The sequence below is a fragment of the Streptomyces sp. NPDC057854 genome, assembly GCF_042797055.1.
Taxonomy (GTDB): domain Bacteria; phylum Actinomycetota; class Actinomycetes; order Streptomycetales; family Streptomycetaceae; genus Streptomyces.
In genome coordinates, this window is the sequence record NZ_JBHVMF010000005.1 from 82,536 (window position 1) to 108,720 (window position 26,185).

The 26,185-nt window shown below is 73.1% G+C and carries 18 protein-coding genes and 1 pseudogene; 13 read left to right on the top strand and 6 right to left on the bottom strand.

Going from position 1 to position 26,185, the window contains the following annotated elements:
• Positions 1-15 precede the first annotated feature (15 nt).
• Positions 16-3,045: an AAA family ATPase gene (locus ACFVQZ_RS09785; RefSeq protein ID WP_383621062.1), complete on the top strand. Its 3,030-nt coding sequence runs from the start codon at positions 16-18 to the stop codon at positions 3,043-3,045.
• A 50-nt stretch (positions 3,046-3,095) separates the two neighbouring features.
• Here the strand turns inward: ACFVQZ_RS09785 and ACFVQZ_RS09790 are convergent, their stop codons facing one another.
• Positions 3,096-4,229 carry a PQQ-dependent sugar dehydrogenase gene (locus ACFVQZ_RS09790; protein WP_383620884.1) on the bottom strand — a complete coding sequence of 378 codons (1,134 nt, stop codon included), beginning with the start codon at positions 4,227-4,229 and terminating at the stop codon, positions 3,096-3,098.
• 133 nt (positions 4,230-4,362) lie between these two features.
• A complete protein-coding gene (locus ACFVQZ_RS09795) occupies positions 4,363-5,376 on the bottom strand; it encodes an aldo/keto reductase (protein WP_030492490.1) in 1,014 nt (337 codons plus the stop codon).
• A gap of 75 nt (positions 5,377-5,451) precedes the next feature.
• Here ACFVQZ_RS09795 and ACFVQZ_RS09800 point away from each other — a divergent pair, with 75 nt between their 5' ends.
• The 6 genes and pseudogenes from ACFVQZ_RS09800 to serA all read left to right on the top strand — a co-directional run bounded on the left by ACFVQZ_RS09800 (position 5,452) and on the right by serA (position 15,523).
• A complete protein-coding gene (locus tag ACFVQZ_RS09800; RefSeq protein ID WP_030492489.1) occupies positions 5,452-6,414 on the top strand; it encodes a 2-hydroxyacid dehydrogenase in 963 nt (320 codons plus the stop codon).
• Positions 6,415-7,074: 660 nt separating this feature from the next.
• A pseudogene (locus ACFVQZ_RS09805) lies at positions 7,075-9,934 on the top strand (putative bifunctional diguanylate cyclase/phosphodiesterase).
• Positions 9,935-10,160: 226 nt separating this feature from the next.
• Entirely contained in the window at positions 10,161-12,014 is a 1,854-nt protein-coding gene (locus ACFVQZ_RS09810; RefSeq protein ID WP_030492488.1) for an acetolactate synthase large subunit, read from the top strand.
• A gap of 34 nt (positions 12,015-12,048) precedes the next feature.
• Positions 12,049-12,576 (top strand): acetolactate synthase small subunit, encoded by a 528-nt coding sequence (ilvN, locus tag ACFVQZ_RS09815; RefSeq protein WP_030492487.1) that lies wholly within the window; start codon positions 12,049-12,051, stop codon positions 12,574-12,576.
• 119 nt (positions 12,577-12,695) lie between these two features.
• A complete protein-coding gene (ilvC, locus tag ACFVQZ_RS09820; protein ID WP_043219930.1) occupies positions 12,696-13,697 on the top strand; it encodes a ketol-acid reductoisomerase in 1,002 nt (333 codons plus the stop codon).
• A 236-nt stretch (positions 13,698-13,933) separates the two neighbouring features.
• Complete coding sequence (gene serA, locus ACFVQZ_RS09825; RefSeq protein ID WP_030492485.1) at positions 13,934-15,523, top strand: phosphoglycerate dehydrogenase; 1,590 nt, start codon at positions 13,934-13,936, stop codon at positions 15,521-15,523.
• 58 nt (positions 15,524-15,581) lie between these two features.
• Here serA and ACFVQZ_RS09830 read toward each other — a convergent pair whose 3' ends face one another.
• From ACFVQZ_RS09830 to ACFVQZ_RS09840, 3 genes are all read right to left on the bottom strand, one after another.
• Positions 15,582-16,964: a carotenoid oxygenase family protein gene (locus ACFVQZ_RS09830; RefSeq protein ID WP_383620887.1), complete on the bottom strand. Its 1,383-nt coding sequence runs from the start codon at positions 16,962-16,964 to the stop codon at positions 15,582-15,584.
• Positions 16,961-17,593: a TetR/AcrR family transcriptional regulator gene (locus ACFVQZ_RS09835; protein ID WP_383621064.1), complete on the bottom strand. Its 633-nt coding sequence runs from the start codon at positions 17,591-17,593 to the stop codon at positions 16,961-16,963. Before ACFVQZ_RS09835 ends, ACFVQZ_RS09830 begins: the two co-directional genes overlap by 4 nt.
• A gap of 79 nt (positions 17,594-17,672) precedes the next feature.
• Positions 17,673-18,911, bottom strand: a complete 1,239-nt coding sequence (locus ACFVQZ_RS09840; RefSeq protein ID WP_030492482.1) for a helix-turn-helix domain-containing protein — start codon at positions 18,909-18,911, stop codon at positions 17,673-17,675.
• 195 nt (positions 18,912-19,106) lie between these two features.
• Between ACFVQZ_RS09840 and ACFVQZ_RS09845 the strand changes: the two genes are divergently transcribed.
• Together ACFVQZ_RS09845 and pruA are read left to right on the top strand one after the other, a co-directional pair.
• Positions 19,107-20,033 (top strand): proline dehydrogenase family protein, encoded by a 927-nt coding sequence (locus tag ACFVQZ_RS09845; RefSeq protein ID WP_030492481.1) that lies wholly within the window; start codon positions 19,107-19,109, stop codon positions 20,031-20,033.
• 32 nt (positions 20,034-20,065) lie between these two features.
• On the top strand, positions 20,066-21,697 hold the full coding sequence (gene pruA, locus ACFVQZ_RS09850; protein WP_383620890.1) for an L-glutamate gamma-semialdehyde dehydrogenase: 1,632 nt from the start codon (positions 20,066-20,068) through the stop codon (positions 21,695-21,697).
• A 77-nt stretch (positions 21,698-21,774) separates the two neighbouring features.
• On the opposite strand, the gene ACFVQZ_RS09855 is transcribed toward pruA, so the two are convergent.
• On the bottom strand, positions 21,775-22,656 hold the full coding sequence (locus tag ACFVQZ_RS09855; RefSeq protein WP_383620892.1) for an alpha/beta fold hydrolase: 882 nt from the start codon (positions 22,654-22,656) through the stop codon (positions 21,775-21,777).
• 73 nt (positions 22,657-22,729) lie between these two features.
• Between ACFVQZ_RS09855 and ACFVQZ_RS09860 the strand changes: the two genes are divergently transcribed.
• The 4 genes from ACFVQZ_RS09860 (at position 22,730) to ACFVQZ_RS09875 (ending at position 26,173) form a co-directional block, all read left to right on the top strand.
• Complete coding sequence (locus ACFVQZ_RS09860; RefSeq protein WP_383620894.1) at positions 22,730-23,308, top strand: GNAT family N-acetyltransferase; 579 nt, start codon at positions 22,730-22,732, stop codon at positions 23,306-23,308.
• A 275-nt stretch (positions 23,309-23,583) separates the two neighbouring features.
• Positions 23,584-23,715, top strand: coding sequence for a hypothetical protein (locus tag ACFVQZ_RS09865; protein WP_321192348.1), 132 nt, complete (start codon positions 23,584-23,586; stop codon positions 23,713-23,715).
• A 78-nt stretch (positions 23,716-23,793) separates the two neighbouring features.
• Positions 23,794-24,834, top strand: coding sequence for a 3-isopropylmalate dehydrogenase (locus ACFVQZ_RS09870; RefSeq protein ID WP_030492477.1), 1,041 nt, complete (start codon positions 23,794-23,796; stop codon positions 24,832-24,834).
• Positions 24,835-25,081: 247 nt separating this feature from the next.
• On the top strand, positions 25,082-26,173 hold the full coding sequence (locus tag ACFVQZ_RS09875; protein ID WP_030492476.1) for a branched-chain amino acid aminotransferase: 1,092 nt from the start codon (positions 25,082-25,084) through the stop codon (positions 26,171-26,173).
• Positions 26,174-26,185 lie beyond the last annotated feature (12 nt).

Here is a 26,185-nt window from a genome sequence, read left to right on the forward strand (position 1 = left end):
CGGGGCGCCTGTGCGATGCTCGGCGCCGTGGAGACCAGGTCCGTCAGCCCCGTCTTCGTCGGCCGCGCCGGCGAACTCACCGCCCTCACCGAGGCGCTCTCCCGCGCGACCGCGGGAGAGCCCCAGGCGCTGCTCGTCGCCGGCGAGGCCGGCGTCGGCAAGACCCGGCTCGTCGAGGAGTTCCGGGACGCCGCCTGCGCCGCCGGCGCGGTCGTGGCCGTCGGCGGCTGCGTGGAACTCGGCGCCGACGGGCTGCCCTTCGCGCCCTTCTCCGCCGCCCTGCGCACCCTGCGCCGCCGCCTCCCCGGCGAGGTCGACGCCGCGGCCGACGGCCACGAGGGCGAACTCGCCCGCCTCCTGCCCGAGCTCGGCGACCCGGGCGGCGCCGACACCGGCGACGAGGACGCCACCGCCCGCCTCTTCGAGCTCACCGTCCGCCTGCTGGAACGGCTCGCCGCCGACCGCACCCTCGTCCTCGTCCTCGAAGACCTCCACTGGGCCGACACCTCCACCCGCCACCTCCTCACCTATCTGCTGCGCACCCTGCGCCGCGGCCGGATCGTGGTCGTCGCCACCTACCGCGCCGACGACATCCACCGCCGCCACCCGCTGCGCCCCCTCCTCGCCGAACTCGACCGGATGCGCACCATCCGCCGCATCGAGCTCGCCCGCTTCACCCGCACCGAGGTGCGCCGCCAGCTCGCCGGCATCCTGGCCGCCGAACCCGCCCCCGGCCTCGTCGACGAGATCTTCGACCGCTCCGACGGCAACGCCTTCTTCGTCGAGGAACTCGTCGCCTCCCGCAGCTGCGGCGACGGCACCGGCCCGCTCAGCGACTCCCTCCGCGACCTCCTCCTGGTCCGCGTCGAGACCCTCCCCGAGGACGCGCAGCGGGTCGCCCGGATCGTCGCCGAGGGCGGCTCGACCGTCGAGTACGGGCTCCTCGCCGCCGTCGCCCGCCTCGCCGAGGACGACCTCATCGAGGCGCTGCGCGCCGCCGTCGGCGCCAACATCCTCCTCGCCGTCCCCGACGGGGAGGGCTACCGCTTCCGCCACTCGCTGGTCCGCGAGGCCGTCAGCGACGACCTCCTCCCCGGCGAGCGCTCCCGCCTCAACCGGCGGTACGCCGAGGCCCTGGAGGCCGACCCGGGGCTCGTCCGCCCCGACGAGCGGGCCACCCGCCTGGCCACGTACTGGTACCACGCCCACGACCCCGCGAAGGCGCTGCCCGCCGTCCTCGACGCCGCCGTCGCCACCCGCAAGCGCCACGCCTACGCCGAACAGCTCCGCCTCCTCGAACGCGCCATGGAACTCTGGGACGAGACCCCCGCCGAGATCCGCGCCGGCCTGCGCCCCCTCGACTACGCGGAGGCGTACCCGCCCTGCGGCTGCGACCCGGCGACCACCCCGCTGCGCCACCTCGACCTGCTCGCCGAGGCCGCCGTCGCCGCCCGTCTCTGCGGCGAACGCGAACGCGCGCTCAAGATCGGCAAGATGGCGCTCCGCCTCCTCGACACCGACGCCGACGACGAGCACGACCCCCTGCGCGCGGCCTGGTTCTGGGCCGAGCAGGCCCGGCTCCAGTCCAACCTCGGCCGCGGCGACGGCTGGGCCGAGATCTCCCGCGCCCAGGAACTGGTCAAGGGCCTGCCGCCGTCCGCCGTCCACGCCACCGTCCTCGCCGGCGCCGCCGGCTGGGGCATGCTCCGCAAACCCGGTCCCGAAGCCCTCGCCGCCGCCGAACGCGCCGTCGAGTACGCCCGCCTGGTCAAGGCCGAGGCGACCGAGCTCAACGCCCGTCTCACCCTCGGCACCATCATGGTCGCCGCCGGCGACCGCGAGGCCGGGCTCGCCGAGATGCACGCGGTCCGCGAACGGGCCACCGCCCTCGGCCAGTTCCACGAGGCCGCCCGCGCGCACATCAACATCGTCTCCGCCCTGGAGTCCCTCGGCCGCTCCGCCGAGGCGGTCGCCCTCTCCGACGCCGGCCTCGAACTCGCCCGCACCCGCGGCCTCGTCGAGTCCGCCGGCTGGATCCGCGGCAACAAGGCCGAATCCCTCCTCTCCCTCGGCCGCTGGGACGAGGCCCGCGCCGAGGCCGAACACCTGCTCTCCTCCGCCACCAGCACCAAGCCCCGCGGCTCCGCCCACGTCCGGCTCGCCCAGATCGCCGTCGCCCGCGGCGAGACCGTCACCGCCGTCCGGCACCTGGACGAGGCCCGCGCCGTCTACGGCACCCGCGACCCGGTCCCGCAGTACACCCTCCCGCTGGCCGGCGTGGAGGTCGCCACCGCCGCCGCCGAGGGCCGCCTCGCCGACGTCCGCGCCCGGATCGCCGCCGCCGCCGAGGACGGCTTCCCGCCCGGCACCCACCGCTACGGCTGGCCGCTCGTCCTCACCGCCGTCACCGCCGAGGCCGACAGCCGCGGCCTGCCCGCCGCCGAGGAGGGCCGCGCCGAGGCGCTGGCCGCCGTCCGCCGCTGCGTCCGCGCCCTCGCCACCCCCGCCCCCGTCTGGGCCGCCCACGCGCTCCAGGTCGGCGAGGAGCTGGCCCGTGCCGAGGGCCGGGACACCGCGGCCCGCTGGGCGGAGACCGTCGAGGCGTGGGCCCCGCTCGGCCAGCCCTACCCGCTGGCCCGCGCCCGCCACCGGCTCGCCGACGCGCTCCTCACCGAGGGCGGCCGGCGCGACGAGGCCACGGCCCTGCTCCGGCAGGCCCACGCCACCGCCGTCGCCCTCGGCGCCCACCCCCTCCGGGAGGACGTCGAACTGCTCGCCGCCCGCGCCCGCGTCCCGCTCACCGCCGACGCCCCGCCGGAGCCCGAGCCGGAGGCCGACGCCTTCGGGCTGACCCCCCGCGAGCAGGACGTCCTGCGCCTGGTGGCGGCGGGCCGCACCAACCGGCAGATCGCGGAGGAGCTGTTCATCTCACCGAAGACCGCCAGCGTCCACGTCTCCCACATCCTCGCCAAGCTCGGCGTCTCCGGCCGCGGCGAGGCCGCCGCGCTGGCCCACCGCCTCCACCTCCTCGACGCCCCCCGCTGACCCCGCGCCCCGGCCCCGCGCGCGCACGCGTCCGATCCGGGCCGGGGCCGTCATCTCACGTCGAGCCTCAGGATCCGGTCGTCCCCGGAGCCGGGCGTGCCCCGGCCGTCGGTCTCGCTCGTCACCAGCCACAGCCGCCCGTCCCCGCCCGCGAGGACCGTCCGCAGCCGCCCGTACTCCCCGGCCAGGAACGCCTCCGGCTCCCCGGACCGCTCCGCGCCCGACAGCGGGATCCGCCACAGCCGCTCGCCCCGCAGCCCCGCCATCCACACCGCGCCCCGCGCGTAGGCGATGCCGCTCGGCGACGCCTCCGAGGTCGGCCACTGGGCCACCGGGTCCACGAACCCCGACCGCCCGGCGCGGCCCTCGGCCTCCGGCCAGCCGTAGTTCCGCCCCGGCTCCACCAGGTTCAGCTCGTCCCAGGTGTTCTGCCCGAACTCGGCCGCCCACAGCCGCCCTTCGGCGTCCCAGGCGATGCCCTGCACGTTCCGGTGGCCGGTCGACCAGACCACCGAGCCCGGGAAGGGATTGCCCGGCGCCGGCTTCCCCTCCGGGGTCATGCGCAGGATCTTCCCGCCCAGCGACTCCCGGTCCTGCGCCAGCCCGGTCCGCCCCGTCTCGCCGGTGCCGGCGTACAGCATCCCGTCCGGACCGAAGGCGATCCGCCCGCCGTTGTGCACCACGCCCTTCGGGATGCCCGTGAGCACCGGCTCCGGCGCCCCGAGCCGGTCGCCCGCCCCGCCGCCGTACCGCATCCGCACGATCCGGTTGTCGGACGCGGCGGTCAGGTACGCGTACACCCACCCGTCGCGCACGGCCAGGCCCATCAGCCCGCCCTCGCCGCCCGGCACCACCCCCGGCACCTCGCCCAGCGAGGTCTTCGCACCGCTCCGTCCGTCCACCCGGGTGACGGTCCGGTCGTCCCGCGACGAGACCAGCAGGTCGCCGTCCGGCAGCGCGGCGAGCCCCCAGGGCGACCGCAGCCCCTCGGTGAGCGTCCCCGCCACCGCCACCCGCCCGTCTCCGGCCGGACGCGCCGACGACGGCGCCGCGGCGGACGAGGGGGCCGGCGAGACGGGCGGCGAGGTGCCCCGCACACCGGTGTCGGCGCCCGAGGAGCAGCCCACCGCGAACACCAGCGCGGCGGCACCCCCCAGGGCCTTCAGCACAGCAGGACGGCTCATGATCCGGTCCCTTCGACGGTACGAGCGTTCGAGCGGCATCCCTTCCCTCTTGATACACCGCTCGTGCCGATCAGGTTCCCGTCTCCCGCTCCCCTTTCCCGGAATCCCTCCGGGCATCGGGCGGAACCGCAGGTCAGGACCGCGGATACTCCCACGACTCGCGCGCCGCGGGCAGCGCCGCGAGCTCCGCGAGGTCGCGGCCGGTGAGCCGCAGCCCGGCCGCGCCGGCGTTCTCCACCGCCCACCGCTCCCGCTTCGTCCCCGGCACCGGCACCACGTGCCGGCCCTGCGCGAGCACCCACGCCAGCGCCACCTGCGCCGCGGTCACCCCGTCGCCGTGCCGCGCCGCCACCCGCCGCAGCCCGGCCACCAGCGGCTGGTTCGCCGCCATCATCTCGGCGGTGAACCGCGGGTGCCGGGCCCGCGGGTCGTCCGGCTCGAAGCCGCCGCCCGGCGTCAGCGTCCCGGTCAGGAAACCGCTGCCCAGCGGCATCGCCGCGAGCAGTCCGATGCCCCTCGCCGCGCACCAGGGCAGCAGCCGGGCCAGCGCCTCCGGCGCCCACACCGACAGCTCGGCCTGGACGGCCGCGACGGGGAAGACCTGCTGCACCCGCGCCAGCTGGCGGATCGTTCCCTCGTACAGGTCACCGGCCGGCGAACGCCGGGTCCGCCGCACCCCGACCGCGCTCAGGCCGAGCGCCCGCACCTTGCCCGCCGCCACCAGCTCCGCCATCGCCCCCCAGGTCTCCTCCACCGGCACCTCGGGGTCCGCCCGGTGCAGCAGGTACAGGTCGAGGACGTCCGTCTGGAGCCGCCGCAGCGAGGCGTCGCAGGCCCGGCGCACGTACTCCGGCCGGCCGTTGGCGACGACGTGCCCGTCGCCGACGAGCAGCCCGCACTTCGTGGAGACGAAGACGTCGGCCCTGCGCTCCTTCAGCACCCGGCCCAGCAGCAGTTCGTTGGTGAACGGCCCGTACATGTCGGCCGTGTCCAGCAGGTTCACCCCGGCGTCCAGCGCGGCGTGCACGGCCCGCAGCGAGCGGTCGCCCCGCTGCTGGGAACGCCCGTAGGCCCAGCTCATCGGCATGCAGCCGAGGCCGACGGCCCCCACGTCGAGCGCCGTCGCCCCGATAGTCCTGCGCTCCACGTGCCGCTACCCCTCCCTGTGCCGCCCCCCAAAGTAACCAATGGCGCGCGGGATTCTTCGCATAGCCTCCCGGACATGACACTCGCACCCACCACCGCTGACGTGTGGCTTCCGATCCCCGCCGACGAGATCGACGGGCTGCCGGAGCCGGGCGCGTCGGGACTGCACTACCGGTTCTGGGACGGCGGACCCGACTTCCCGGCGGACCCCAAGGACTGCGCCTTCTACGTCGTCCCGTACATGAAGGGCTCCGCGATCGCGGTCCGGCCGCTCGCCGCGATGACCTCGCTGCGCGTCGTCCAGACCCTGTCCGCCGGCATCGACCACGTCGTCCCCGGGCTCGGCGCGCTCGGCCCGGGCGTCTCGGTCTGCAACGCCAAGGGCGTCCACGAGGCCAGCACCGCCGAGCTCACCCTCGCCCTGATACTGGCCTCCCTGCGCGGCATCCCGCGCTTCGTCCGGGGCCAGGACGCCGAGGAGTGGCGCGACGGCTTCTACCCGGCGCTCGCCGACAAGTCCGTCCTCATCGTCGGGTACGGATCGATCGGCTCGGCGATCGAGGACCGGCTCGCGCCGTTCGAGTGCGCGCGGGTCGCGCGCGTCGCACGCTCCGCTCGCACCACGGCGCGCGGACCGGTGCACGCCCTCGCCGACCTCCCCGCCCTGCTGCCCGACGCCGACGTGGTGGTGCTCTCCACCCCGCTCACCCCGGAGACCCGGCACCTCGCCGACGCCGGATTTCTCGCCCGGATGAAGGACGGGGCGCTGCTCGTCAACGTCGCCCGCGGACCGGTGGTCGACACGAACGCCCTGCTCAAGGAGGTGGAGAGCGGTCGGATCACGGCCGCCCTCGACGTGACCGACCCGGAACCGCTGCCGGCCGGGCATCCGCTGTGGCACGCTCCGGGTGTCCTCGTCACGCCGCACGTCGGCGGATCCACCTCGGCGTTCATGCCGCGGGCGAAGCGGCTGATCGCGGCGCAGGTGAGCCGGTTCGCGGCGGGGGAGGAGCTCGCGAACGTCCTCCGCACCACCTGAGGCCGCCGGGCGGCGCGCCCCCTCGCGCGCCGCCCGCAAGCCCTCAGGTCGTCACGGAGAGTACTCCACCCCTGTCCCTGAGTGACGGTCCTGGTGTATCGTCCCGGATCGGGGGACTGCGTCGTGTACGGGCTGACGCTGGGGAGCGAAGTGACGGGCCATCAGAATCCGAGGGGGGTGACGGGTGAAGCACGGCCGGACGACCGACGGTCGCGCGCGGCGACGCCGCCTGGTGACCTCCCGCGCCTCGCCGCCGGTCTCGCGTGTTCGGTGCCGGACCAGGCCGCGCCCCACCGCGCGGAGTGCCTGGACGGCCCGGGGCTGTCCCGGGCCGCCGGGCCCTGCCCCGACTCATGCCCCGACCCCGGTCCGGACGCCTGCCCCGACCGCGGTGCCGGGCCGGCCCGGACGGCCGGTGCCGTCCCGCCCCGCGAGCGCGTCGCGCCGGGCCCGGACGCGTCCGCACGCGCCCGCCTGCGCGCCTCCGTGGTCCCCCAGCCGTCCGCCCGCGCCCCGCGCCCCGCGCCGGCCCCGGACGACGGCGCCCCGCGCCGGCTGCCGAACCCGCACGCCTTCGGCGGGACGGACGGGGAGGCGGGCGGCTTCGGACACGACGAGGGGCGGGAGGACGCCGTGAGCGGCACCGGCGCCACCGCCCTGATGCGGCGCGAGGCCGCCCCCGCCGGGACCGGCCTGCCCGGCGCCGAGCGGACCACCGCGCCCGGACCGGGGCGACCGCCCTCCTGGGCCGGCTCGCTCCTCGCCCAGATCGCCCTCGGTCTCGTCTGCGCCGGCTACACCACCGGCGCCGCCCTCGGCTGGGGGTCCCCCCGACTGGCCCTCGTCATGGGCGACTTCGGGCTGAGCGCCGCCGCCTTCACCGCCGCCGTCTCCTGCTTCCTCTACGCCAGGACCGAGCGCGGCGGCACCCGCCCCGCCTGGCTCCTCTTCGCCTTCTCGTCCTTCATGGCCGGCGCCGGGAACGCCGTCTGGGGCTGGTACGAGGTCGTGCGCGGCCAGGAGGTCCCCGAGTCCTCCGTCGCCGACCTCTTCTTCTTACTCTTCGCCCCGCCCGCCATCGTCGGTCTCCTCGTCCTCGCCAAGAAGCCCGTCACCCGGGCCGGCTGGGTCTGCCTGGGGCTCGACGCCTGGCTCATCGCCGGATCCCTGCTGACCCTCTCCTGGAGCCTCGCCCTCGCCCACACCGCCCACTTCCAGGGCGAGTCCGTGGCCCAGGCCGCGCTGTCGCTCGCGTACCCGCTCCTCGACATCGTGCTCGTCAGCATGGTCCTCGCGCTCCACTTCCGCCGCTCGCACGCGAACCGCTCGGCGGTCAACACCGCGATCGCCGCCCTCGCGCTCACCGTGCTCTGCGACGCCCTCTTCACCTCGCCGCTGATGCGCGCCAACTACGTCTCGGGCCAGCTGCTCGACGCCGGCTGGTTCGCCGGCTCCCTGCTGCTCGCCTACGCCCCCTGGGGTGTCCGCCGGCCGCCGGAGACCGCGGCCGTCCGCGGCCCCGGGCTGCCCAGCCGCCCCATCGCCGGTTCGCTCGCCGCCCTCACCCCGTACCTCGCCGCCGCGGTCTGCACCCTCGGGATCCTGTACAACGTGGTCGAGGGCCGCCGGATCGACCGCGTCGTCGTCCTCACCGGCTGCGCCGTCGTCCTCGCCCTCGTCGTCCGCCAGGGCATCATGCTCATCGACAACATCGCCCTCACCCACGAACTGGCCCAGAAGGAGAACCACTTCAGGTCCCTCGTGCAGGGCTCCAGCGACGTCATCATGATCGCCGCGCCGAGCGGCGTGCTGCGGTACGTCAGCCCCGCCGCGAGCGGGGTGTACGGGCGGGACGCCGAGGAGCTGGTCGGCTCCGAACTGGCCTCCCTCATCCACCCCGAGGACCTCGGGGCCGTCGTCCACGAGGTGCGCCGCTTCCTCGCCGCCTCGCCCGCCGACGAGCCCACCACCCGCATCGAGTGCCGCTTCCGCTCCGGCAGCGGGGACTGGCTCAACGTCGAGTCCACCGTCAACCGGCACCAGGGCGGCCTCATCTTCAACAGCCGCGACGTGACCGAACGGGTGCGTCTCCAGGCGCAGTTGCAGCACAACGCCGAGCACGACCCGCTCACCGACCTGCCCAACCGCGCGCTCTTCACCCGCCGCGTCGGCCAGGCCCTCGGGGGCCGCCGCTCCTCCGACCCCGGCACCGCCGTGCTCTTCATCGACCTCGACGGCTTCAAGGCGGTCAACGACCGGCTCGGCCACCAGGCCGGCGACGACCTCCTGATCCAGGCCGCCCGCCGCCTCCAGGAGGCCGTACGGGCCGGGGACACCGCCGCCCGGCTCGGCGGCGACGAGTTCGCCGCCCTCATCCTCGGCGACGGGCTGCGCGACCGGGCCGCCCGCGAGGCCCAGGTCCAGGAGATCGCCGACCGGCTCCGGCAGACCCTCTCCCGCCCCTACCGCGTCGACGGGGGCACCGAGGTCCGGGTCGCCGCCTCCATCGGCGTCGCGTTCGCCGAGCCCGGCATCGACGCCGGCGCCCTGCTGCGCAACGCCGACCTCGCCATGTACCGGGCCAAGGCCGGCGGCAAGGACCGGGTCGAGCTGTACGTGCCCCAGATGCAGGCCGAGGTCGTCCGGCGCACCGAACTCGCCGCCCGGCTCCGCAGCGCCCTCCACGACGGCGAGTTCGCCCTCCTCCACCAGCCCGTCGTGGACCTCGCCACCGGCCGGATCTCAGCCGTCAGCGCCCAGGCCCGCTGGCGCTCCGCCCAGGGCATCCTCTTCACCCCCGCCGAGTACCTGCGGGTCACCGACGACGGCGAGCGCACCGCCGAGCTGGACCGCTGGCTGCTGGAGGAGGCCGTCGAGCAGGCCGCCGAGCGGGCCGGCAGCGGCCACCGCACCCCGGTCAGCATCCGGCTCGCCGCCCGCCGGCTGCTCGACCGCTCGGTGCCGCTCGGCTCCGTCGAGGCCCTGCTGGCCCGGCACGGGCTGCCCTCCGGCTCGCTCGTCATCGAGCTGGCCGACACCGACCACCGGATCCCGCTGGACGAGCTGGAGCAGCGGCTGGTCGCGCTGCGCCGGCTCGGCGTCCGGATCGCCCTCGACGGATTCGGCAGCGGACATGTCGCCGTCCACGCCCTCCGGCGCCTCCCGGTCGACATACTGAAACTGGACAGAGGTCTCGTCGAAGGCGTGGTCGAATCCGCCCGGCTCCGCAAGATCACCAGCGGGGTGCTCCGCATCGCCGGGGAGCTGGGCATGCAGACCGTCGCCGACGGCGTCGACGTCCCCGAGCAGGTGCTGGCCCTGCGGGCCATGGGCTGCCGGCACGCGCAGGGCATGGCCTTCTCGGGCCCGCTCGACGAGTACCGGCTCCGCCGCGCGCTCGTCCGGGGCGCCTATCCGCTGCCCGGAGCCGTCTCCGTACCGGCCGGAGCGGGCCCGGAGACGCGGCGGAAACCGTCCCCCGATCCGCTCACATGATGAGACGCGCATCCCACCCACTTGACAGTGACGAGGCCCGGGAGGGAGGGTCAGTGCCATGCGCACCCGAATTCTCGTACTTGGACAGCGCGTCGGCTGAAGCCGGGCCGCCTCAGGCCCGCTGAGAACCACCCGACGCGCTCCCCTCGCTTGCCTTCCGGCACGAGGGGTTTTTTGTTGCTTCGGTTCTCCTGAAAGTCGACGCAAAACCCCGTAAAACCCTCGCAAAAAACCCTCTGCTTCGAGAAGAGATGCTGATGACCGAGCAGGCCACCGGGCACCATCCGCAGCCGCGGCCCCGCAGCGGCGCGACGCCCGCCACCACCGTCGAGCACGTCACGGGTGCGCAGTCCCTCATCCGTTCTCTCGAAGAGGTGGGCGCGGACACCGTCTTCGGCATTCCGGGCGGTGCGATCCTCCCGGCGTACGACCCGATGATGGACTCCCAGAAGGTCCGGCACGTCCTGGTCCGCCACGAGCAGGGCGCCGGCCACGCGGCCACCGGCTACGCCCAGGCCACCGGCAAGGTCGGCGTCTGCATGGCGACCTCCGGCCCCGGCGCGACCAACCTGGTCACCCCGATCGCCGACGCCCACATGGACTCCGTCCCGATGGTCGCGATCACCGGCCAGGTCGCCTCCAAGGCGATCGGCACGGACGCCTTCCAGGAGGCGGACATCTGCGGCATCACCATGCCGATCACCAAGCACAACTTCCTGGTCACCAAGGCCGAGGACATCCCGCGGACCATCGCCGAGGCGTTCCACATCGCCTCCACCGGCCGCCCCGGCCCGGTCCTGGTCGACATCGCCAAGGACGCCCTCCAGGCGAAGACCACCTTCTCCTGGCCGCCGCAGACCGAGCTCCCCGGCTACCGCCCGGTCACCAAGCCGCACGCCAAGCAGATCCGCGAGGCCGCCAAGCTGATCACGGCCGCCAAGCGCCCGGTCCTGTACGTCGGCGGCGGTGTCATCAAGTCCGGCGCCACGGCCGAGCTGAAGGTCCTCGCCGAGCTCACCGGTGCCCCGGTCACCACCACCCTGATGGCCCTCGGCGCCTTCCCCGACAGCCACCCGCTGCACGTCGGCATGCCTGGCATGCACGGTGCCGTCACGGCCGTCACCGCGCTCCAGAAGGCCGACCTGATCGTCGCCCTCGGCGCCCGCTTCGACGACCGCGTCACCGGCAAGCTCGACAGCTTCGCCCCGTACGCCAAGATCGTCCACGCCGACATCGACCCGGCGGAGATCGGCAAGAACCGCGCCGCCGACGTCCCGATCGTCGGCGACGCCCGCGAGGTCATCGCCGACCTGGTCCAGGCCGTCCAGGCCGAGCACAGCGAGGGCAACCAGGGCGACTACTCCGCGTGGTGGGCGGACCTGAACCGCTGGCGCGAGACCTACCCGCTCGGCTACGACCTGCCGGAGGACGGCAGCCTCTCGCCGCAGCAGGTCATCCAGCGCATCGGCCAGCTGGCTCCCGAGGGCACGATCTTCGCGGCCGGCGTCGGCCAGCACCAGATGTGGGCCGCCCACTTCATCGACTACGAGAAGCCCGCCACCTGGCTGAACTCCGGCGGCGCCGGAACCATGGGCTACGCCGTCCCGGCCGCCATGGGCGCCAAGGCCGGCATGCCCGAACGCACCGTCTGGGCGATCGACGGCGACGGCTGCTTCCAGATGACCAACCAGGAACTCACCACCTGCGCCCTCAACAACATCCCGATCAAGGTCGCCATCATCAACAACGGCGCCCTCGGGATGGTCCGCCAGTGGCAGACCCTCTTCTACAACCAGCGCTACTCGAACACGGTCCTGCACTCCGGCCCGGACGACGTCAACCCGGACGCCAAGGGCACCCGCGTCCCGGACTTCGTGAAGCTGTCCGAGGCCATGGGCTGCGTCGCCCTGCGCTGCGAGGACCCGGCCGACCTCGACAAGGTCATCGCCGAGGCCAACGCGATCAACGACCGGCCCGTCGTCATCGACTTCATCGTCCACGAGGACGCCCAGGTCTGGCCGATGGTCGCCGCCGGCACCTCCAACGACGAGGTCATGGCCGCGCGGGGCGTCCGCCCCGACTTCGGCGACGGCGAAGACGACTGAGCACGCAGAGCGCAGAAGGAAGAGAGACCCACACATGTCCACGAAGCACACGCTCTCCGTCCTCGTCGAGAACACGCCCGGCATTCTCGCCCGGATTGCCGCCCTGTTCTCCCGCCGCGGCTTCAACATCGACTCCCTCGCCGTCGGCGTCACCGAGCACCCCGACATCAGCCGCATCACCATCGTGGTCAACGTCGAGGACCTGCCCCTGGAGCAGGTGACCAAGCAGCTCAACAAGCTGGTCAACGTCCTGAAGATCGTCGAACTCGAGCCCAGCGCCGCGATCCAGCGCGAGCTCGTCCTGGTGAAGGTCCGCGCCGACAACGAGACCCGCTCCCAGATCGTCGAGATCGTCAAGCTCTTCCGCGCCAAGACCGTCGACGTCTCGCCCGAGGCCGTCACCATCGAGGCCACCGGTTCGAGCGACAAGCTGGACGCCATGCTCAAGATGCTGGAGCAGTTCGGCATCAAGGAGCTCGTCCAGTCGGGCACCATCGCCATAGGGCGTGGCGCCCGGTCCATCACGGACCGGTCCCTGCGGGCACTCGACCGCAGCGCCTGAGCGTCACCGGTCGCCGACCGCCGGTCCGCCCGGCGGTCCGACTGACGAGACCAGAGAACTTCCCTTCCGCTCCCCGCCGTACGGTGGGACGCAACACCAGCACCTCAAGGAGATTTCCAGTGGCCGAGCTGTTCTACGACGCCGATGCCGACCTCTCGATCATCCAGGGCCGCAAGGTCGCGGTGATCGGTTACGGCAGCCAGGGCCACGCCCACGCGCTGTCGCTCCGCGACTCGGGTGTCGACGTCCGCGTCGGTCTGCACGAGGGCTCGAAGTCCAAGGCGAAGGCCGAGGAGCAGGGCCTGCGCGTCGTCACCCCCGCCGAGGCGGCGGCCGAGGCCGACCTCATCATGATCCTGATCCCGGACCCGATCCAGGCCAAGGTCTACGAGGAGTCCATCGCCCCGAACCTGAAGGACGGCGACGCGCTGTTCTTCGCCCACGGCTTCAACGTCCGCTTCGGCTTCATCAAGCCCCCGGCCGGCGTCGACGTCGCCCTGGTCGCCCCCAAGGGCCCGGGCCACCTGGTCCGCCGCCAGTACGAGGAGGGCCGCGGCGTCCCCGCGATCGCCGCCGTCGAGCAGGACGCCACCGGCAACGCCTTCGCCCTCGCCCTGTCGTACGCCAAGGCGATCGGCGGCACCCGCGCCGGCGTCATCAAGACCACCTTCACCGAGGAGACCGAGACCGACCTCTTCGGCGAGCAGGCCGTCCTCTGCGGTGGAGCGTCCGCACTCGTCAAGGCGGGCTTCGAGACCCTGGTCGAGGCCGGCTACCAGCCGGAGATCGCGTACTTCGAGTGCCTCCACGAGCTGAAGCTCATCGTCGACCTCATGTACGAGGGCGGCCTGGAGAAGATGCGCTGGTCCGTCTCCGAGACCGCCGAGTGGGGCGACTACATCACCGGCCCGCGCGTCATCACCGCCGACACCAAGGCCGAGATGAAGAAGGTCCTCACCGAGATCCAGGACGGCACCTTCGCCAAGAACTGGATGGACGAGTACCACGGCGGTCTGAAGAAGTACAACGAGTACAAGACCCAGGACGAGAAGCACCTCCTGGAGACCACCGGCAAGGAGCTGCGCAAGCTCATGAGCTGGGTGAACGACGAGGAGGCGTAAGCCTCTCGGCACGGGGCCGGACACCTTGTCCGGCCCCGCGCCGCATCCTTGGACACCCCGTCCAACCACGGACGGGTGATCCTTCCAACGAGGCGCACGACGTGTGCCGATGCGGCACTACACTGCTCAACAACATCGCGTCTGGCCCACAGCGTCGTGCGCTTTCACGCGGCAAGCCCCCTCCACCGCCTGCGGCCGTCGGGACGGCCGTCCGCACTGCCTCTGTGAGGACTCACGTGAGCTCGAAACCTGTCGTACTCATCGCTGAAGAGCTGTCGCCCGCCACCGTGGACGCCCTGGGCCCGGACTTCGAGATCCGGCACTGCGACGGCGCCGACCGCGCCGAGCTGCTCCCCGCGATCGCCGACGTCGACGCGATCCTCGTCCGCTCGGCCACCAAGGTCGACGCGGAGGCCATCGCCGCCGCCAAGAAGCTGCGGGTCGTCGCCCGCGCCGGCGTCGGCCTGGACAACGTGGACGTCTCCGCCGCCACCAAGGCCGGCGTGATGGTCGTGAACGCCCCGACCTCCAACATCGTCACCGCCGCCGAGCTCGCGTGCGGCCTGCTCGTCGCCACCGCGCGCAACATCCCGCAGGCCAACACCGCGCTGAAGAACGGCGAGTGGAAGCGCTCCAAGTACACCGGCGTCGAGCTCAGCGAGAAGACCCTCGGCGTCGTCGGCCTCGGCCGCATCGGCGTCCTGGTCGCCCAGCGCATGTCCGCCTTCGGCATGAAGATCGTCGCCTACGACCCCTACGTGCAGCCGGCCCGCGCCGCCCAGATGGGGGTGAAGCTGCTGGCCCTGGACGAACTGCTGGAGGTCGCCGACTTCATCACCGTCCACCTGCCGAAGACCCCCGAGACCGTCGGCCTCATCGGCGACGAGGCGCTGCACAAGGTCAAGCCGTCCGTCCGCATCGTCAACGCCGCGCGCGGCGGGATCGTCGACGAGGCCGCGCTGTACTCGGCCATCAAGGAGGGCCGGGTCGCCGGCGCCGGCCTCGACGTGTACGCGAAGGAGCCCTGCACGGACTCCCCGCTCTTCGAGCTCGACCAGGTCGTCTGCACCCCGCACCTCGGCGCCTCCACCGACGAGGCCCAGGAGAAGGCCGGCATCGCCGTCGCCAAGTCGGTGCGCCTGGCGCTCGCCGGCGAGCTGGTGCCGGACGCGGTCAACGTCCAGGGCGGCGTCATCGCCGAGGACGTCAAGCCAGGCCTGCCGCTCGCCGAGAAGCTCGGCCGCATCTTCACCGCCCTCGCGGGCGAGGTCGCGGCCCGTCTCGACGTCGAGGTGTACGGCGAGATCACCCAGCACGACGTCAAGGTGCTCGAACTCTCCGCGCTCAAGGGCGTGTTCGAGGACGTCGTCGACGAGACCGTCTCGTACGTGAACGCGCCGCTGTTCGCGCAGGAGCGCGGTGTCGAGGTCCGCCTCACCACCAGCTCCGAGTCGCCCGACCACCGCAACATGGTCACCGTGCGCGGCACGCTCTCCAGCGGCGAGGAGGTGTCGGTCTCCGGCACCCTGGCCGGCCCCAAGCACCTCCAGAAGATCGTCGCCGTCGGCGACTACGACGTGGACCTCGCGCTCGCCGACCACATGGTCGTGCTGCGGTACGAGGACCGTCCCGGCGTCGTCGGCACCGTCGGCCGCATCCTCGGCGAGGCCGGCCTGAACATCGCCGGCATGCAGGTCTCCCGTACGGAGGAGGGCGGCGAGGCGCTCGTCGTGCTCACCGTCGACGACACCGTCCCGGCGGCCGTCATCGCGGAGATCGCCACGGAGATCGGCGCCACCTCGGCCCGCTCCGTCAACCTGGTCTGACGCGTTCCACCCGGTCCGACACCCGCCCCCGCTCCGCGCGGGGGCGGGTGTCGTGCCGTCAGGGGGCGCCCGGGACCCAGTTGCCGTGGAGTCCCAGCGGCACGCGCACCGGCAGGTGGACGCGGGCGACGGGCTCGCCCGCGAAGTCCCGCGCCGAGAGGATCACCAGGTCGGCGGCGCCGCGCTCGGGGTCGTGCACATAGACCATGACGTATCCGTCGTCCTCCCCGGCGGGCGACTCGGCGGCGACGAACACGCCCTCGCCCACGGCCCCGAACCGGCCGAACTCGTGCGCCTCGGTCGTTCCCCGCAGCAGGTCGTGCTTGAGCAGGGCGTTGCTGAACCCCTCGACGGGCCGGGGGTCGCCGGGGCCGACGGGCGGCGCGTAGAGCTCGACCGCGGCGGTGTAGCCGTAGCGGTGCGGCCGGCCGGTGCGGCGGGGGTCGATCCGGGGGAACTCCTGGACGCGGTCGTCGAGCCGCTCCTCGCGCACCCGCCCCCGGACCGGGTCGATCCGCCAGCGGTCCAGGGTGGGGCGGCTGGCCCCCACGTTCCTGATGTCGAAGCCCTCGGGGTGCCGGACGAGGTCGACGACGACGTCCGTGCCGTCCTCGTAGGCGTTGAGCGTGTGGCCCACCAGGCTGGGCGCGACCTCGAACCAGCGCACCCCGCCACCCGTCCGGGCCATGAGGCCCACCCGCGCCGGCCGGTCGTGGTCCCACGCGAAGGGGATCCCCGTCGCGAGGTGGGCGGGACTGAAGACGACGGGCCCGTCGAACAGGACCACGTGGTGCTCGGTCAGCGCGAAGTCGTGCATGTACGGGTTGCCGGGCACGTGGATCAGGGTGCTGCGCAGCACCGCCCCCGTGCCGTCCATGACGATGTGCTGGACGCGGTCCGAGCCGTACAGGAAGCCGAGCGCGTGCAGTTCTCGGGTGTGCGGGTCGAAGACGGAGTGGGCGTTCGCGCTGTACCCCTCGGGCGTCGCGCCGAGGTCGCAGGGCCCGACGGTGTCGAGCTCGTAGGTGAGTTCGTACGGGCGGATGCCGCCCTCCAGGAGCGCGAAGGTCCGGCCGTCGAGTCCGGCAACCTGGACGTTCGGCGACACGTCCGTGCGCGGATCGACCGGGGTGCCGCGCCGGGGCTCGCCGAGGCGGTCGGCGACCGAGGAGGAGCGGACCCACCGGTTGCGGTACCACTCGGCGCGGCCGTCCCGGATGCGCACGCCGTGCACCATGCCCGCCCCGAGCGTCCAGAGGTGGGCGGCGGGATCCTCGACGCCCAGCGGGTTGGGGCCGATGCGGAGGTAGCGGCCGTCGAGGTGGCCGGGGATGCTGCCGGTGACCGGCAGGCGTAACGCCGTGACCTCTTCGGTGACCGGGGCGAAGCTCCCCGACAGGTAGCGGTTGACCGTCGTGGTGCGCGTCGTGGTGTCCGTCATGGGGATCCTTCGGCTGTGGCTGTGGCTGTGGCTGCGGCGGAGAACGCCTGTCCCAGCGCCTCCATCAGCGACGCGTAGCGCCGGGCCGCGACGTCCGGCGGGAAGTGTCCGGCGATCTCCAGGCTCACCGCCCCGTGCGCCGCGGCCCAGAGGAGCTTGGAGATCTCGCGCGCGTCGCCCGGGCGGAAGACCCCGGCCGCGATGCAGTCCTCGACGGCGGCGACCGAGGCGTCGAAGGCGGTCTCGGCCTCGGCGAGTGCCTCGGCGCCGGGCCGGTGCCCGGGGATCGCCTGCCCGAACATCAGGGAGTAGTAGCCGGGTTCGGCCAGCGCGTGAGCCCGGTAGGCGGTGCCGAGGTCCCGGAGGCGGGTGAGGGGGTCGTCCGACCGGGGCACGCGCTGCTGGGCCGCGCGCAGCCGGGCGAATCCCTCCCGGTGGAGCGCGTCCACCAGACCTTCCTTGCCGCCGAACAGGGTGTACAGGACCTTGGTCGAGGCGCCGATCTCGGTGGCGATCCGGCGCATGGTGAGGGCCGTCGGCCCCTCCGCGACCAGCAGGCCGACGGCGTGGTCGAGGATCGTGGTGCGCACGGCCGCCTGGCCGGCGCGCTGGGCGTCCTGGTAGGTCATGGTCACGGTAACACTGTATCTGTGCGGTAACAGTGTTACCAGAGCTTCCGCGGGAACCGTGCCCCCGGGGGGATAGCCCCTACAGCCGGGCCGCCTTCAGGGCCATGTGGAGGAGTAGGCGGTCCTCGCCCGAGTCCAGGTCGAGGCCGGTGAGCTGTTCGACCCGGGAGAGCCGGTAGTAGAGGGTCTGCCGGTGGATGCCCAGGGCCGCCGCCGTGCGGCCCGCCTGGCCCGCGTGGTCGAGGAACACCTCGGCCGTGCGGGCCAGTTCCGTGTGCGCGGGGGCGAGCAGCGCCCGTACCGCCGGGTCCGGCCCGGTCTGCGGCAGGGCGGTGAGCAGCCGGTACGCGCCCAGCTCCGACCAGTGGGCGAGCGGGCCGAGGTGCGGCTGGGCCTGCGCGGCACGGGCGGCGGCGGAGGCTTCGCCCCAGCACAGGTCCAGCTCCCCGAGGCCCCGCCGGGGCGCGGCGATCCCGGCCACGGCCGCCGGTCCGGCCGTGCCGCGCAGCCGCCCGGCGGCGGTGGTCGCGGGGGAGAGGTTGTCGCCGGACCGCAGCCGTACGAGGACCGCCAGCGCCCGCTGCGGCCCGGGCCCGGGGGCGTACCCCCCGGAGGAGGCGGTCCGCCCGGGCGTGGCATCGCGGGCGGAGCCGGTGTCGCCGGGTGTGTCCCGGGGTCCGCCGGTCCGGCCCCGCCACGGGAGGGTGCAGACGGCGGCCGCGCCGGGGACGGTGCGGGGGGCGGGGGAGTCGTCGCCGGGCCAGGGGGCAACGCAGACGAGGGCGTGCAGGCCGTCCGCGTCCGGGCCCAGGGCCGTGCGCAGGGCGGCGACGGCCATGTCGTACTGCCAGCCCCGCTCCGCCGTGAGGACGGCCGACAGTTCGCGGGAGAGGTCGGCGCCGGCCCGCTCCTCGTCGGCGAGCAGCTCGCCGATCCGCGCGGCGACCTCCATCGCGGCGGTGAGCTGCGCGTGCGAGGGGCCCGGCTCGGCGTCCAGGAGCCACACGTATCCGAGGACGACACCCCGATGGCGTACCGGCAGGCAGATCCGGTCGCGGAAGACGCCCGCGTCCGGCGCGGCCGGGATGCGGACGGGGCCGGTCGCGCGGGTGATGCCGAAGCCCTCGAACCAGGCGCGGACCGCCGGGGTGGAGCGGCGGGTCAGGATGGAGCGGGTGCGGACCGGGTCCATGGCGCTGTCGTCGTCGCTGTCGTGGGCGCCGAAGGCGATCAGCCCGAAATCCCGGTTCTCCAGGGTCGCCGGGGCGCCGAGCAGCGCCGAGATCTCGTCCACCAGCTCCTGGTAATCGCCTTTCACGGGCCCATTCTCGCACCGCCGGACCCGCGCCTTCAGACAGATGTCTGAGGCGGCGCTCACGGATGCGTGACAGCTGTAGATGGCGCAGGATCGGAGCGATCCTTAGGTTTCACGGTGGTTACCCGTGCTGTTCCCGGTTCGTACCCCTGCGACCGGTAATGGCCCTGTTCTTCCTCGCCCCTCTGGAGGTGCCCCGTGCTGGGTCCCGTGATCCTCGCCGCGTCGCGCAGCGACAAGATGCGCCGTCTCGTGTCGGCCGCGCCCGGGACCAAGCAGGTCGTGGCGCGCTTCATCGCCGGCGAGATCGTCGACGACGTCGTCCCGATCGTCCGGGACCTGACCGACCGCGGCCTGGAGGTCACCCTCGACGTCGTCGGTGAGGACATCACCACCGTCGAGCAGTCCTACGCCGCCCGGGACGCCTACCTGGAGCTCATCGGCCGCCTCAAGGAGCTGGGCCTCGGCGAGCGCGCCGAGATGTCCGTCAAGCTGTCGATGTTCGGCCAGTCCCTGGAGAACGGCCACGAGCTGGCCCTCGCCAACGTGCGCCCGGTCGTGGCCGCCGCCGCGGAGATCGGCACCACGGTCACCCTGGACGCCGAGGACCACACCACCCTCGACTCGATGTTCGCCATCCACGAGGAGCTGCGGAAGGACTTCCCGCAGACCGGCTGCGTCATCCAGGCGTACCTCTTCCGCACCGAGGAGGACGCCCGCCGGCTGGCCGCGAACGGCTCCCGCGTGCGCATCGTGAAGGGCGCCTACAAGGAGCCCGCCGAGGTCGCGATCCAGGACAAGCCGGAGATCGACAAGGCGTACGTCCGGATCATGAAGATCCTGATGGAGGGCGAGGGCTACCCGATGATCGGGTCCCACGACCCGCGCCTCATCTCCATCGCGCAGGAGCTGGCCCGCCGCGCCGGGCGCAAACTGGACGAGTACGAGTTCCAGATGCTGTACGGCATCCGCTCCGAGGAGCAGACCCGGCTCGCCGCCGAGGGCCACCGCATGCGCGTCTACACGGCCTACGGCACCGACTGGTACGGCTACTTCATGCGCCGCCTCGCGGAGAAGCCGGCCAACCTGCTCTTCTTCGTCCGCTCCATCCTCACCAAGGGCTGAGCCCCCACCTCTCCGAAGGAGTTACGAGACTCATGGACGCTGTGACCCAGGTCCCCGCTCCCGTCAACGAGCCGGTGCACGGCTACGCCCCCGGTTCCCCCGAGCGCGCCCGGCTGGAGGCCAAGCTCAAGGAGCTGGCCGACAACCCGCGCGAGCTGCCGATGACCATCGGCGGCGTGAAGCGCATGGGCGGCGGCGAGGAGTTCAAGGTCGTCCAGCCGCACAACCACAAGTCGGTCATCGGCACCTTCCGCGGCGCCACCGAGCAGGACGCCCAGGACGCCATCGACGCCGCCCTGGCCGCCGCCCCGGCGTGGCGCGCGATGTCCTTCGACGACCGCGCCGCGATCATCCTGCGCGCCGCCGAGCTGCTGGCCGGCCCGTGGCGCGAGACGCTGGCCGCCTCCACCATGCTCGGCCAGTCGAAGACCGCCCAGCAGGCCGAGATCGACACCCCGTGCGAGCTCGTCGACTTCTGGCGCTTCAACGTGGCGTACGCCCGCCAGATCCTCGCCGAGCAGCCGCCGGCGAACTCCCCGGGCGTGTGGAACCGTCTGGACCACCGCCCGCTGGAGGGCTTCGTCTACGCGATCACGCCGTTCAACTTCACGGCCATCGCGGGCAACCTGCCCACCGCCCCCGCCCTCATGGGCAACGTGGTGGTCTGGAAGCCGTCCCCGACGCAGACCCACTCCGCCGTGCTCCTCATGGAGCTCCTGGAGGAGGCCGGCCTGCCGAAGGGCGTCATCAACCTGGTGACCGGCGACGGCATCGCCGTCTCCGAGGTCGCGCTGAACCACCGCGACCTGGCCGGCATCCACTTCACCGGTTCGACCAAGACCTTCCAGCACCTGTGGAAGACGGTCGGCACCAACATCGAGAAGTACCGCTCCTACCCGCGGATCGTCGGCGAGACCGGCGGCAAGGACTTCGTCGTCGCCCACCCCAGCGCCGACCGCGCCGTCCTGAAGACCGCGCTGACCCGCGGCTCCTTCGAGTTCCAGGGCCAGAAGTGCTCCGCGTCCTCGCGGGCGTACATCCCGGCCTCGATCTGGAACGACGGCTTCAAGGAGGAGTTCGCGGCCGAGGTCGACGGCATCAAGATGGGTGACGTCACCGACCTGTCGAACTTCATCGGCGCCGTCATCGACGAGCGCTCGTTCGCCAAGAACAAGGCGGCGATCGACCGTGCCTCCGCCGACCCGAGCTGCACGATCGTCGCCGGCGGCACCTACGACGACTCGGAGGGCTGGTTCGTCCGCCCGACCGTCATCGAGTGCACCGACCCGGAGAACGAGGTCTTCAAGGCCGAGTACTTCGGCCCGATCCTCGCCGTGTACGTCTACGAGGACGACCAGTACGACGCCATGCTGGAGCAGATGGAGTCGGTCTCCGACTACGCGCTGACCGGCTCGGTCATCTCCAACGACCGCGCCGCCGCCGCGTACACGATGGAGAAGCTCCGCTTCGCCGCGGGCAACTTCTACATCAACGACAAGTCGACCGGCGCCGTCGTCGGCCAGCAGCCCTTCGGCGGCGGCCGCGCCTCCGGCACCAACGACAAGGCCGGCGCCCCGCAGAACCTGATGCGCTGGACGCTGACCCGCGCCATCAAGGAGACGCTGGTCCCGCCGACCGAGTACGGCTACCCGCACATGGGCTGACGCCCGCCCGCCGCGTGAGCGGCCCCTGATCACCGCCCCCCTCCCCGGTCCCCCCAGGCCGGGGTCGGGGGCGGTACTCATTCCCCCACGGTGCGGCGCAGGAAGTCGCCGATCAGTTCGGCGATGCGCGGCGCGTGGGTCTCCAGGGCGAAGTGGCCGGTGGGCAGGAGGTGGATCTCGGCGTCCGGGAGGTCGCGGCGGAAGGCCTCGGCGCCGGCCGGGACGAAGACCTCGTCGCCCTCGCCCCAGACGGCGAGCAGCGGCACCCGGGAGGTGCGGAACCACTCCTGGAAGGCGGGGTAGAGGGCGAAGTTGGAGCCGTAGTCGGCGATCAGGTCCAGCTGGATGCCGTCCTGGCCGTCGCGGGCCATGAGGGCGGCGTCGTGGTGCCAGGCGTCCGGGCTGAGGAGCTCGCGGTAGCGGGCGGGGACACCGGTCTCGTACTGCCACCGGATGCCCTCCAGGGAGCGGATGGCCCGGACCGGGGCCTCGGTCTCGGGGGTGCGGTGCTCGATCAGGGCCAGGACCGGCGCCCAGGCGTCGGCGCCCAGGCCCTCCTCGTAGGCGTTGCCGTTCTGGGTGACGACCGCGGTGATCCGCTCGGGGTGGGCGAGGGCGAGGCGCAGGCCGATGGGCGCGCCGTAGTCCTGGACGTAGAGCGCGAACCGGTCGAGCCCCAGGGCCTCGGTGAACGCGGCGGTGAGGGAGGCCAGCTCCGCGAAGGTGTACGGGAAGTCGGTGGCGGCGGGTGCGGCACTGCGGCCGAAGCCCAGGTGGTCGGGGGCGATCAGGCGGTACCGGTCGGCGAGCCGGGGGATGAGGTCGCGGAACATGTGCGAACTGGTGGGGAAGCCGTGCAGCAGGAGCAGCACGGGGGCGTCGGCCGGCCCGGCCTCCCGGTAGAAGATCTCGTGGCCCCGGACGGTGACGGTGCGGTGGCGGGTCGGCAGCACGCTCATCTCTTTCTAACCCCTCAAGCGCTCGATAGTGGTTGCAGAGGGATTCGATCAGGCCGGTGTCTAACCTGTCAAGATGATTGAAAGGGTTAGGTGCGTGGCGTGGGAGGGTGGAGGGGTGACCGTGAGAACCGCGCCCACCCACGCCCTCGGCACCGGCCGGCTCCGCGCCGTCCGCGCCCTGCTCGACGCCGCCTTCGGCGGGGACTTCTCCGCGGAGGACTGGGACCACGCACTCGGCGGCGTGCACGCCTGGATCGAGGACGAGCGCGGGATCGCCGCCCACGGCGCCGTGGTCCAGCGCCGCGCGCTGCACGCCGGACGGTCGTACCGGATCGGGTACGTGGAGGCGGTCGCCGTCCGGGCCGACGTGCGGCGCCGGGGGCTCGGCGGGGCCGTCATGGACGGGCTGGAGCGGGTGATCGACGCGACCCACGCCTTCGGCGCGCTCTCCGCCTCGGACGAGGGCGCCGCGCTCTACCGGGTGCGCGGCTGGCGGCTCTGGGAGGGGCGGATCGCGGCCCTCGGCCCCGACGGGACCGTGCCGCTGCCCGACGAGGAGGGCGCGCTCTTCCTGTGGCCCGCGGGCGGGCGCCCGCTCCCCGCCGCCACCGCTCCGCTCGTCCTCGACTGGCGGGACGGCGACCTGGCCTGAGGGTGGCCCGGCCGGCTTCCCGGGCGCCGCCGTCTCAGATAGTAGGAAGTCCGAGTAATTGTGGAGACAGATGAGGGCGGCTGCCCTAGCTTTGTAGAAGCCGAACGTCTCGCTTCATCAGCGAATGGCGGTCGAGAGCGCGACGCCCCGTGCAGGCCACCCCTGCGGCGGCGCTCCCCGCCCCTTTCCGGCGCCTTCGATCACCACCGATCTCCCGGTCGCAGCTGATCTCCGCACGTTCCGGATCACCACTGATCTCAAGGAGTCGATCCCTCATGGCCGCTCAGACCACCCCCCGTGTCCGCCACTCCGCCGGCCGTCCCAGCGACGAGGCCCGGCAGAACGCCGCCGCCGCCCTCCAGCGCGCGCTCGACCGCCGTGACAACGGTGGTTCCACCGGCCACTGATCCGGCCCGGCGCCTGTCCGTTCGTCCACATGGTGGACGATGCGTGTCAGACGATGGGACGAAGAGTAGGGTGCCGCCATGTCTCACAGCATCAATCTCGCAGTCATTCCCGGCGACGGCATCGGTCAGGAGGTCGTGGCCCAGGGCCTCAAGGTCCTCACGGCCGTGCTTCCGCAGGACGTGAAGCTGGAGACCGAGGAGTACGACTTCGGCGCGCGGCGCTACCACGCCACCGGTGAGACCCTCACCGACGCCGACCTCGACTCCCTCAAGAAGCACGACGCCATCCTGCTCGGCGCGATCGGCGACCCGTCGGTCCCGTCCGGCGTTTTGGAGCGCGGCTTCCTGCTGAAGCTGCGCTTCGCCTTCGACCACCACGTCAACCTGCGCCCCTCGAAGCTGCTGCCCGGCGTCGCGACCCCGCTCGCCGGCCAGCCCGCGATCGACTTCGTCGTGGTCCGCGAGGGCACCGAGGGCCCGTACACCGGCAACGGCGGCACCATCCGCAAGGGCACCCCGCACGAGGTCGCCACCGAGGTCTCCGTCAACACCGCCTTCGGCGTCGAGCGCGTGGTCCGGGACGCCTTCGCCCGCGCCCAGGCCCGCCCGCGCAAGAAGCTGACGCTGGTCCACAAGAACAACGTGCTGACCTTCGCCGGACACCTCTGGACCGACACCTTCCAGCGGGTCGCCCAGGAGTTCCCCGAGGTCACCACCGACTACCTGCACGTCGACGCCGCGACGATCTTCCTCGTCACCGACCCGGCCCGCTTCGACGTCATCGTCACCGACAACCTGTTCGGCGACATCATCACCGACCTCGCCGCGGCCGTCTCCGGCGGCATCGGCGTCGCGGCCTCGGGCAACATCAACCCGAGCCGCGCGTTCCCGTCCATGTTCGAGCCGGTCCACGGCTCCGCGCCGGACATCGCGGGCCAGGGCAAGGCCGACCCCACGGCCACCGTCCTCTCCGTCGCCCTCCTGCTGCGCCACCTCGGCTACGAGGCCGAGGCCGCCCGGGTCGAGGCCGCCGTCGAGGCAGACCTCACCGAGCGGGGCGCCGCCGTCCGCACCACGGACGAGATCGGCGACGCGCTCGCCGCGCGAGTAGCGAGCTGACCCGCGCGCCTCACTGACACCACAGAGCAGCCGCCGGGTCGTACCGACACCCGGCGGCTGCTCCGTCATGCGTCGCCACCGGGTGCCGGAACCCCTACCCTCCCCCTCACAGGACCGCGCACCTCCGCACCGCGACCACCCGTTTCGTCCACCGGTCCCCCCGGGCGATAATCGAACGTGGGGCCGCGGCATGCGGGCACGCCGTGGGCGCGGTCCGACCCACACAACCGGTGAAGGACACGCACTCATGACGAAGCCCACGATCGAGCTCAAGCCCTCCTCCAGCCCGCTGTCCGCCGAGGAGCGCGAGGCGATCCTGGCCAACCCGGGATTCGGCCGCCACTTCACCGACCACATGGTCACCGTCCGCTGGACGGAGGGCCGCGGCTGGCACGACGGCGAGCTCGTGCCGTACGGCCCGCTCTCCCTCGACCCGGCGACCAACGTCCTCCACTACGCCCAGGAGATCTTCGAGGGCCTGAAGGCGTACCGCCGCCCCGACGGCTCCGTCGCCTCCTTCCGCCCGGACGCCAACGCCCGCCGCTTCCAGCGCTCCGCGCACCGCCTCGGCATGCCCGAGCTTCCCGTCGAGACCTTCATCGAGGCGTGCGACCTGCTGGTCCGCCAGGACGAGGCGTGGGTCCCGGCGCACGGCGGCGAGTCCTCGCTCTACCTGCGCCCGTTCATGATCGCGACCGAGGTCGGCCTGGGCGTCCGCCCGGCCAACGAGTACCTGTTCGTCGTCATCGCCTCCCCGGCCGGCCCGTACTTCCCCGGCGGCGTCAAGCCGGTCTCCATCTGGGCCTCCGAGGACCGCGTCCGCGCCGTCCCCGGCGGCATGGGCGACGCCAAGACCGGCGGCAACTACGCGGCCTCCCTGCTCGCGCAGGCCGAGGCGGCGGAGAAGGGCTGCGACCAGGTCTGCTACCTCGACGCGGTCGAGCACAAGTGGGTCGAGGAACTCGGCGGCATGAACATGTACTTCGTGTACGGCGACCGCATCCTCACCCCCGCCCTCACCGGCTCCATCCTGGAGGGCATCACCCGCGACTCCCTCCTCACCCTCGCCGCCGACCTGGGCTACCAGGTCGAGGAGGGCCGGATCTCCCTCGACCAGTGGCAGGCGGACAGCGCCGCCGGCACCCTCACCGAGGTCTTCGCCTGCGGCACCGCCGCGGCCATCACCCCGGTCGGCACGGTCAAGTCCGCCCGCGGCGAGTGGCAGCAGTCGGGCGGCGAGCCCGGCGAGGTCACCATGCGGCTGCGCGAGGCGCTGCTCGCCATCCAGACCGGCAAGGCCGAGGACGTCCACGGCTGGATGCACGAGCTGGGCCGCTAGCCGCCCCGGAGC

Coding starts and splice junctions, on each gene's coding strand:
- ACFVQZ_RS09785 (WP_383621062.1), top strand. CDS start 16: ATGCTCGGCGCCGTGGAGACCAGGTCCGTCAGCCCCGTCTTCGTCGGC.
- ACFVQZ_RS09790 (WP_383620884.1), bottom strand. CDS start 4,229: ATGAGCCGTCCTGCTGTGCTGAAGGCCCTGGGGGGTGCCGCCGCGCTG.
- ACFVQZ_RS09800 (WP_030492489.1), top strand. CDS start 5,452: ATGACACTCGCACCCACCACCGCTGACGTGTGGCTTCCGATCCCCGCC.
- ACFVQZ_RS09810 (WP_030492488.1), top strand. CDS start 10,161: ATGCTGATGACCGAGCAGGCCACCGGGCACCATCCGCAGCCGCGGCCC.
- ilvN (WP_030492487.1), top strand. CDS start 12,049: ATGTCCACGAAGCACACGCTCTCCGTCCTCGTCGAGAACACGCCCGGC.
- ACFVQZ_RS09830 (WP_383620887.1), bottom strand. CDS start 16,964: ATGACGGACACCACGACGCGCACCACGACGGTCAACCGCTACCTGTCG.
- ACFVQZ_RS09835 (WP_383621064.1), bottom strand. CDS start 17,593: ATGACCTACCAGGACGCCCAGCGCGCCGGCCAGGCGGCCGTGCGCACC.
- pruA (WP_383620890.1), top strand. CDS start 20,066: ATGGACGCTGTGACCCAGGTCCCCGCTCCCGTCAACGAGCCGGTGCAC.
- ACFVQZ_RS09855 (WP_383620892.1), bottom strand. CDS start 22,656: ATGAGCGTGCTGCCGACCCGCCACCGCACCGTCACCGTCCGGGGCCAC.
- ACFVQZ_RS09860 (WP_383620894.1), top strand. CDS start 22,730: ATGATTGAAAGGGTTAGGTGCGTGGCGTGGGAGGGTGGAGGGGTGACC.
- ACFVQZ_RS09865 (WP_321192348.1), top strand. CDS start 23,584: ATGGCCGCTCAGACCACCCCCCGTGTCCGCCACTCCGCCGGCCGTCCC.
- ACFVQZ_RS09870 (WP_030492477.1), top strand. CDS start 23,794: ATGTCTCACAGCATCAATCTCGCAGTCATTCCCGGCGACGGCATCGGT.
- ACFVQZ_RS09875 (WP_030492476.1), top strand. CDS start 25,082: ATGACGAAGCCCACGATCGAGCTCAAGCCCTCCTCCAGCCCGCTGTCC.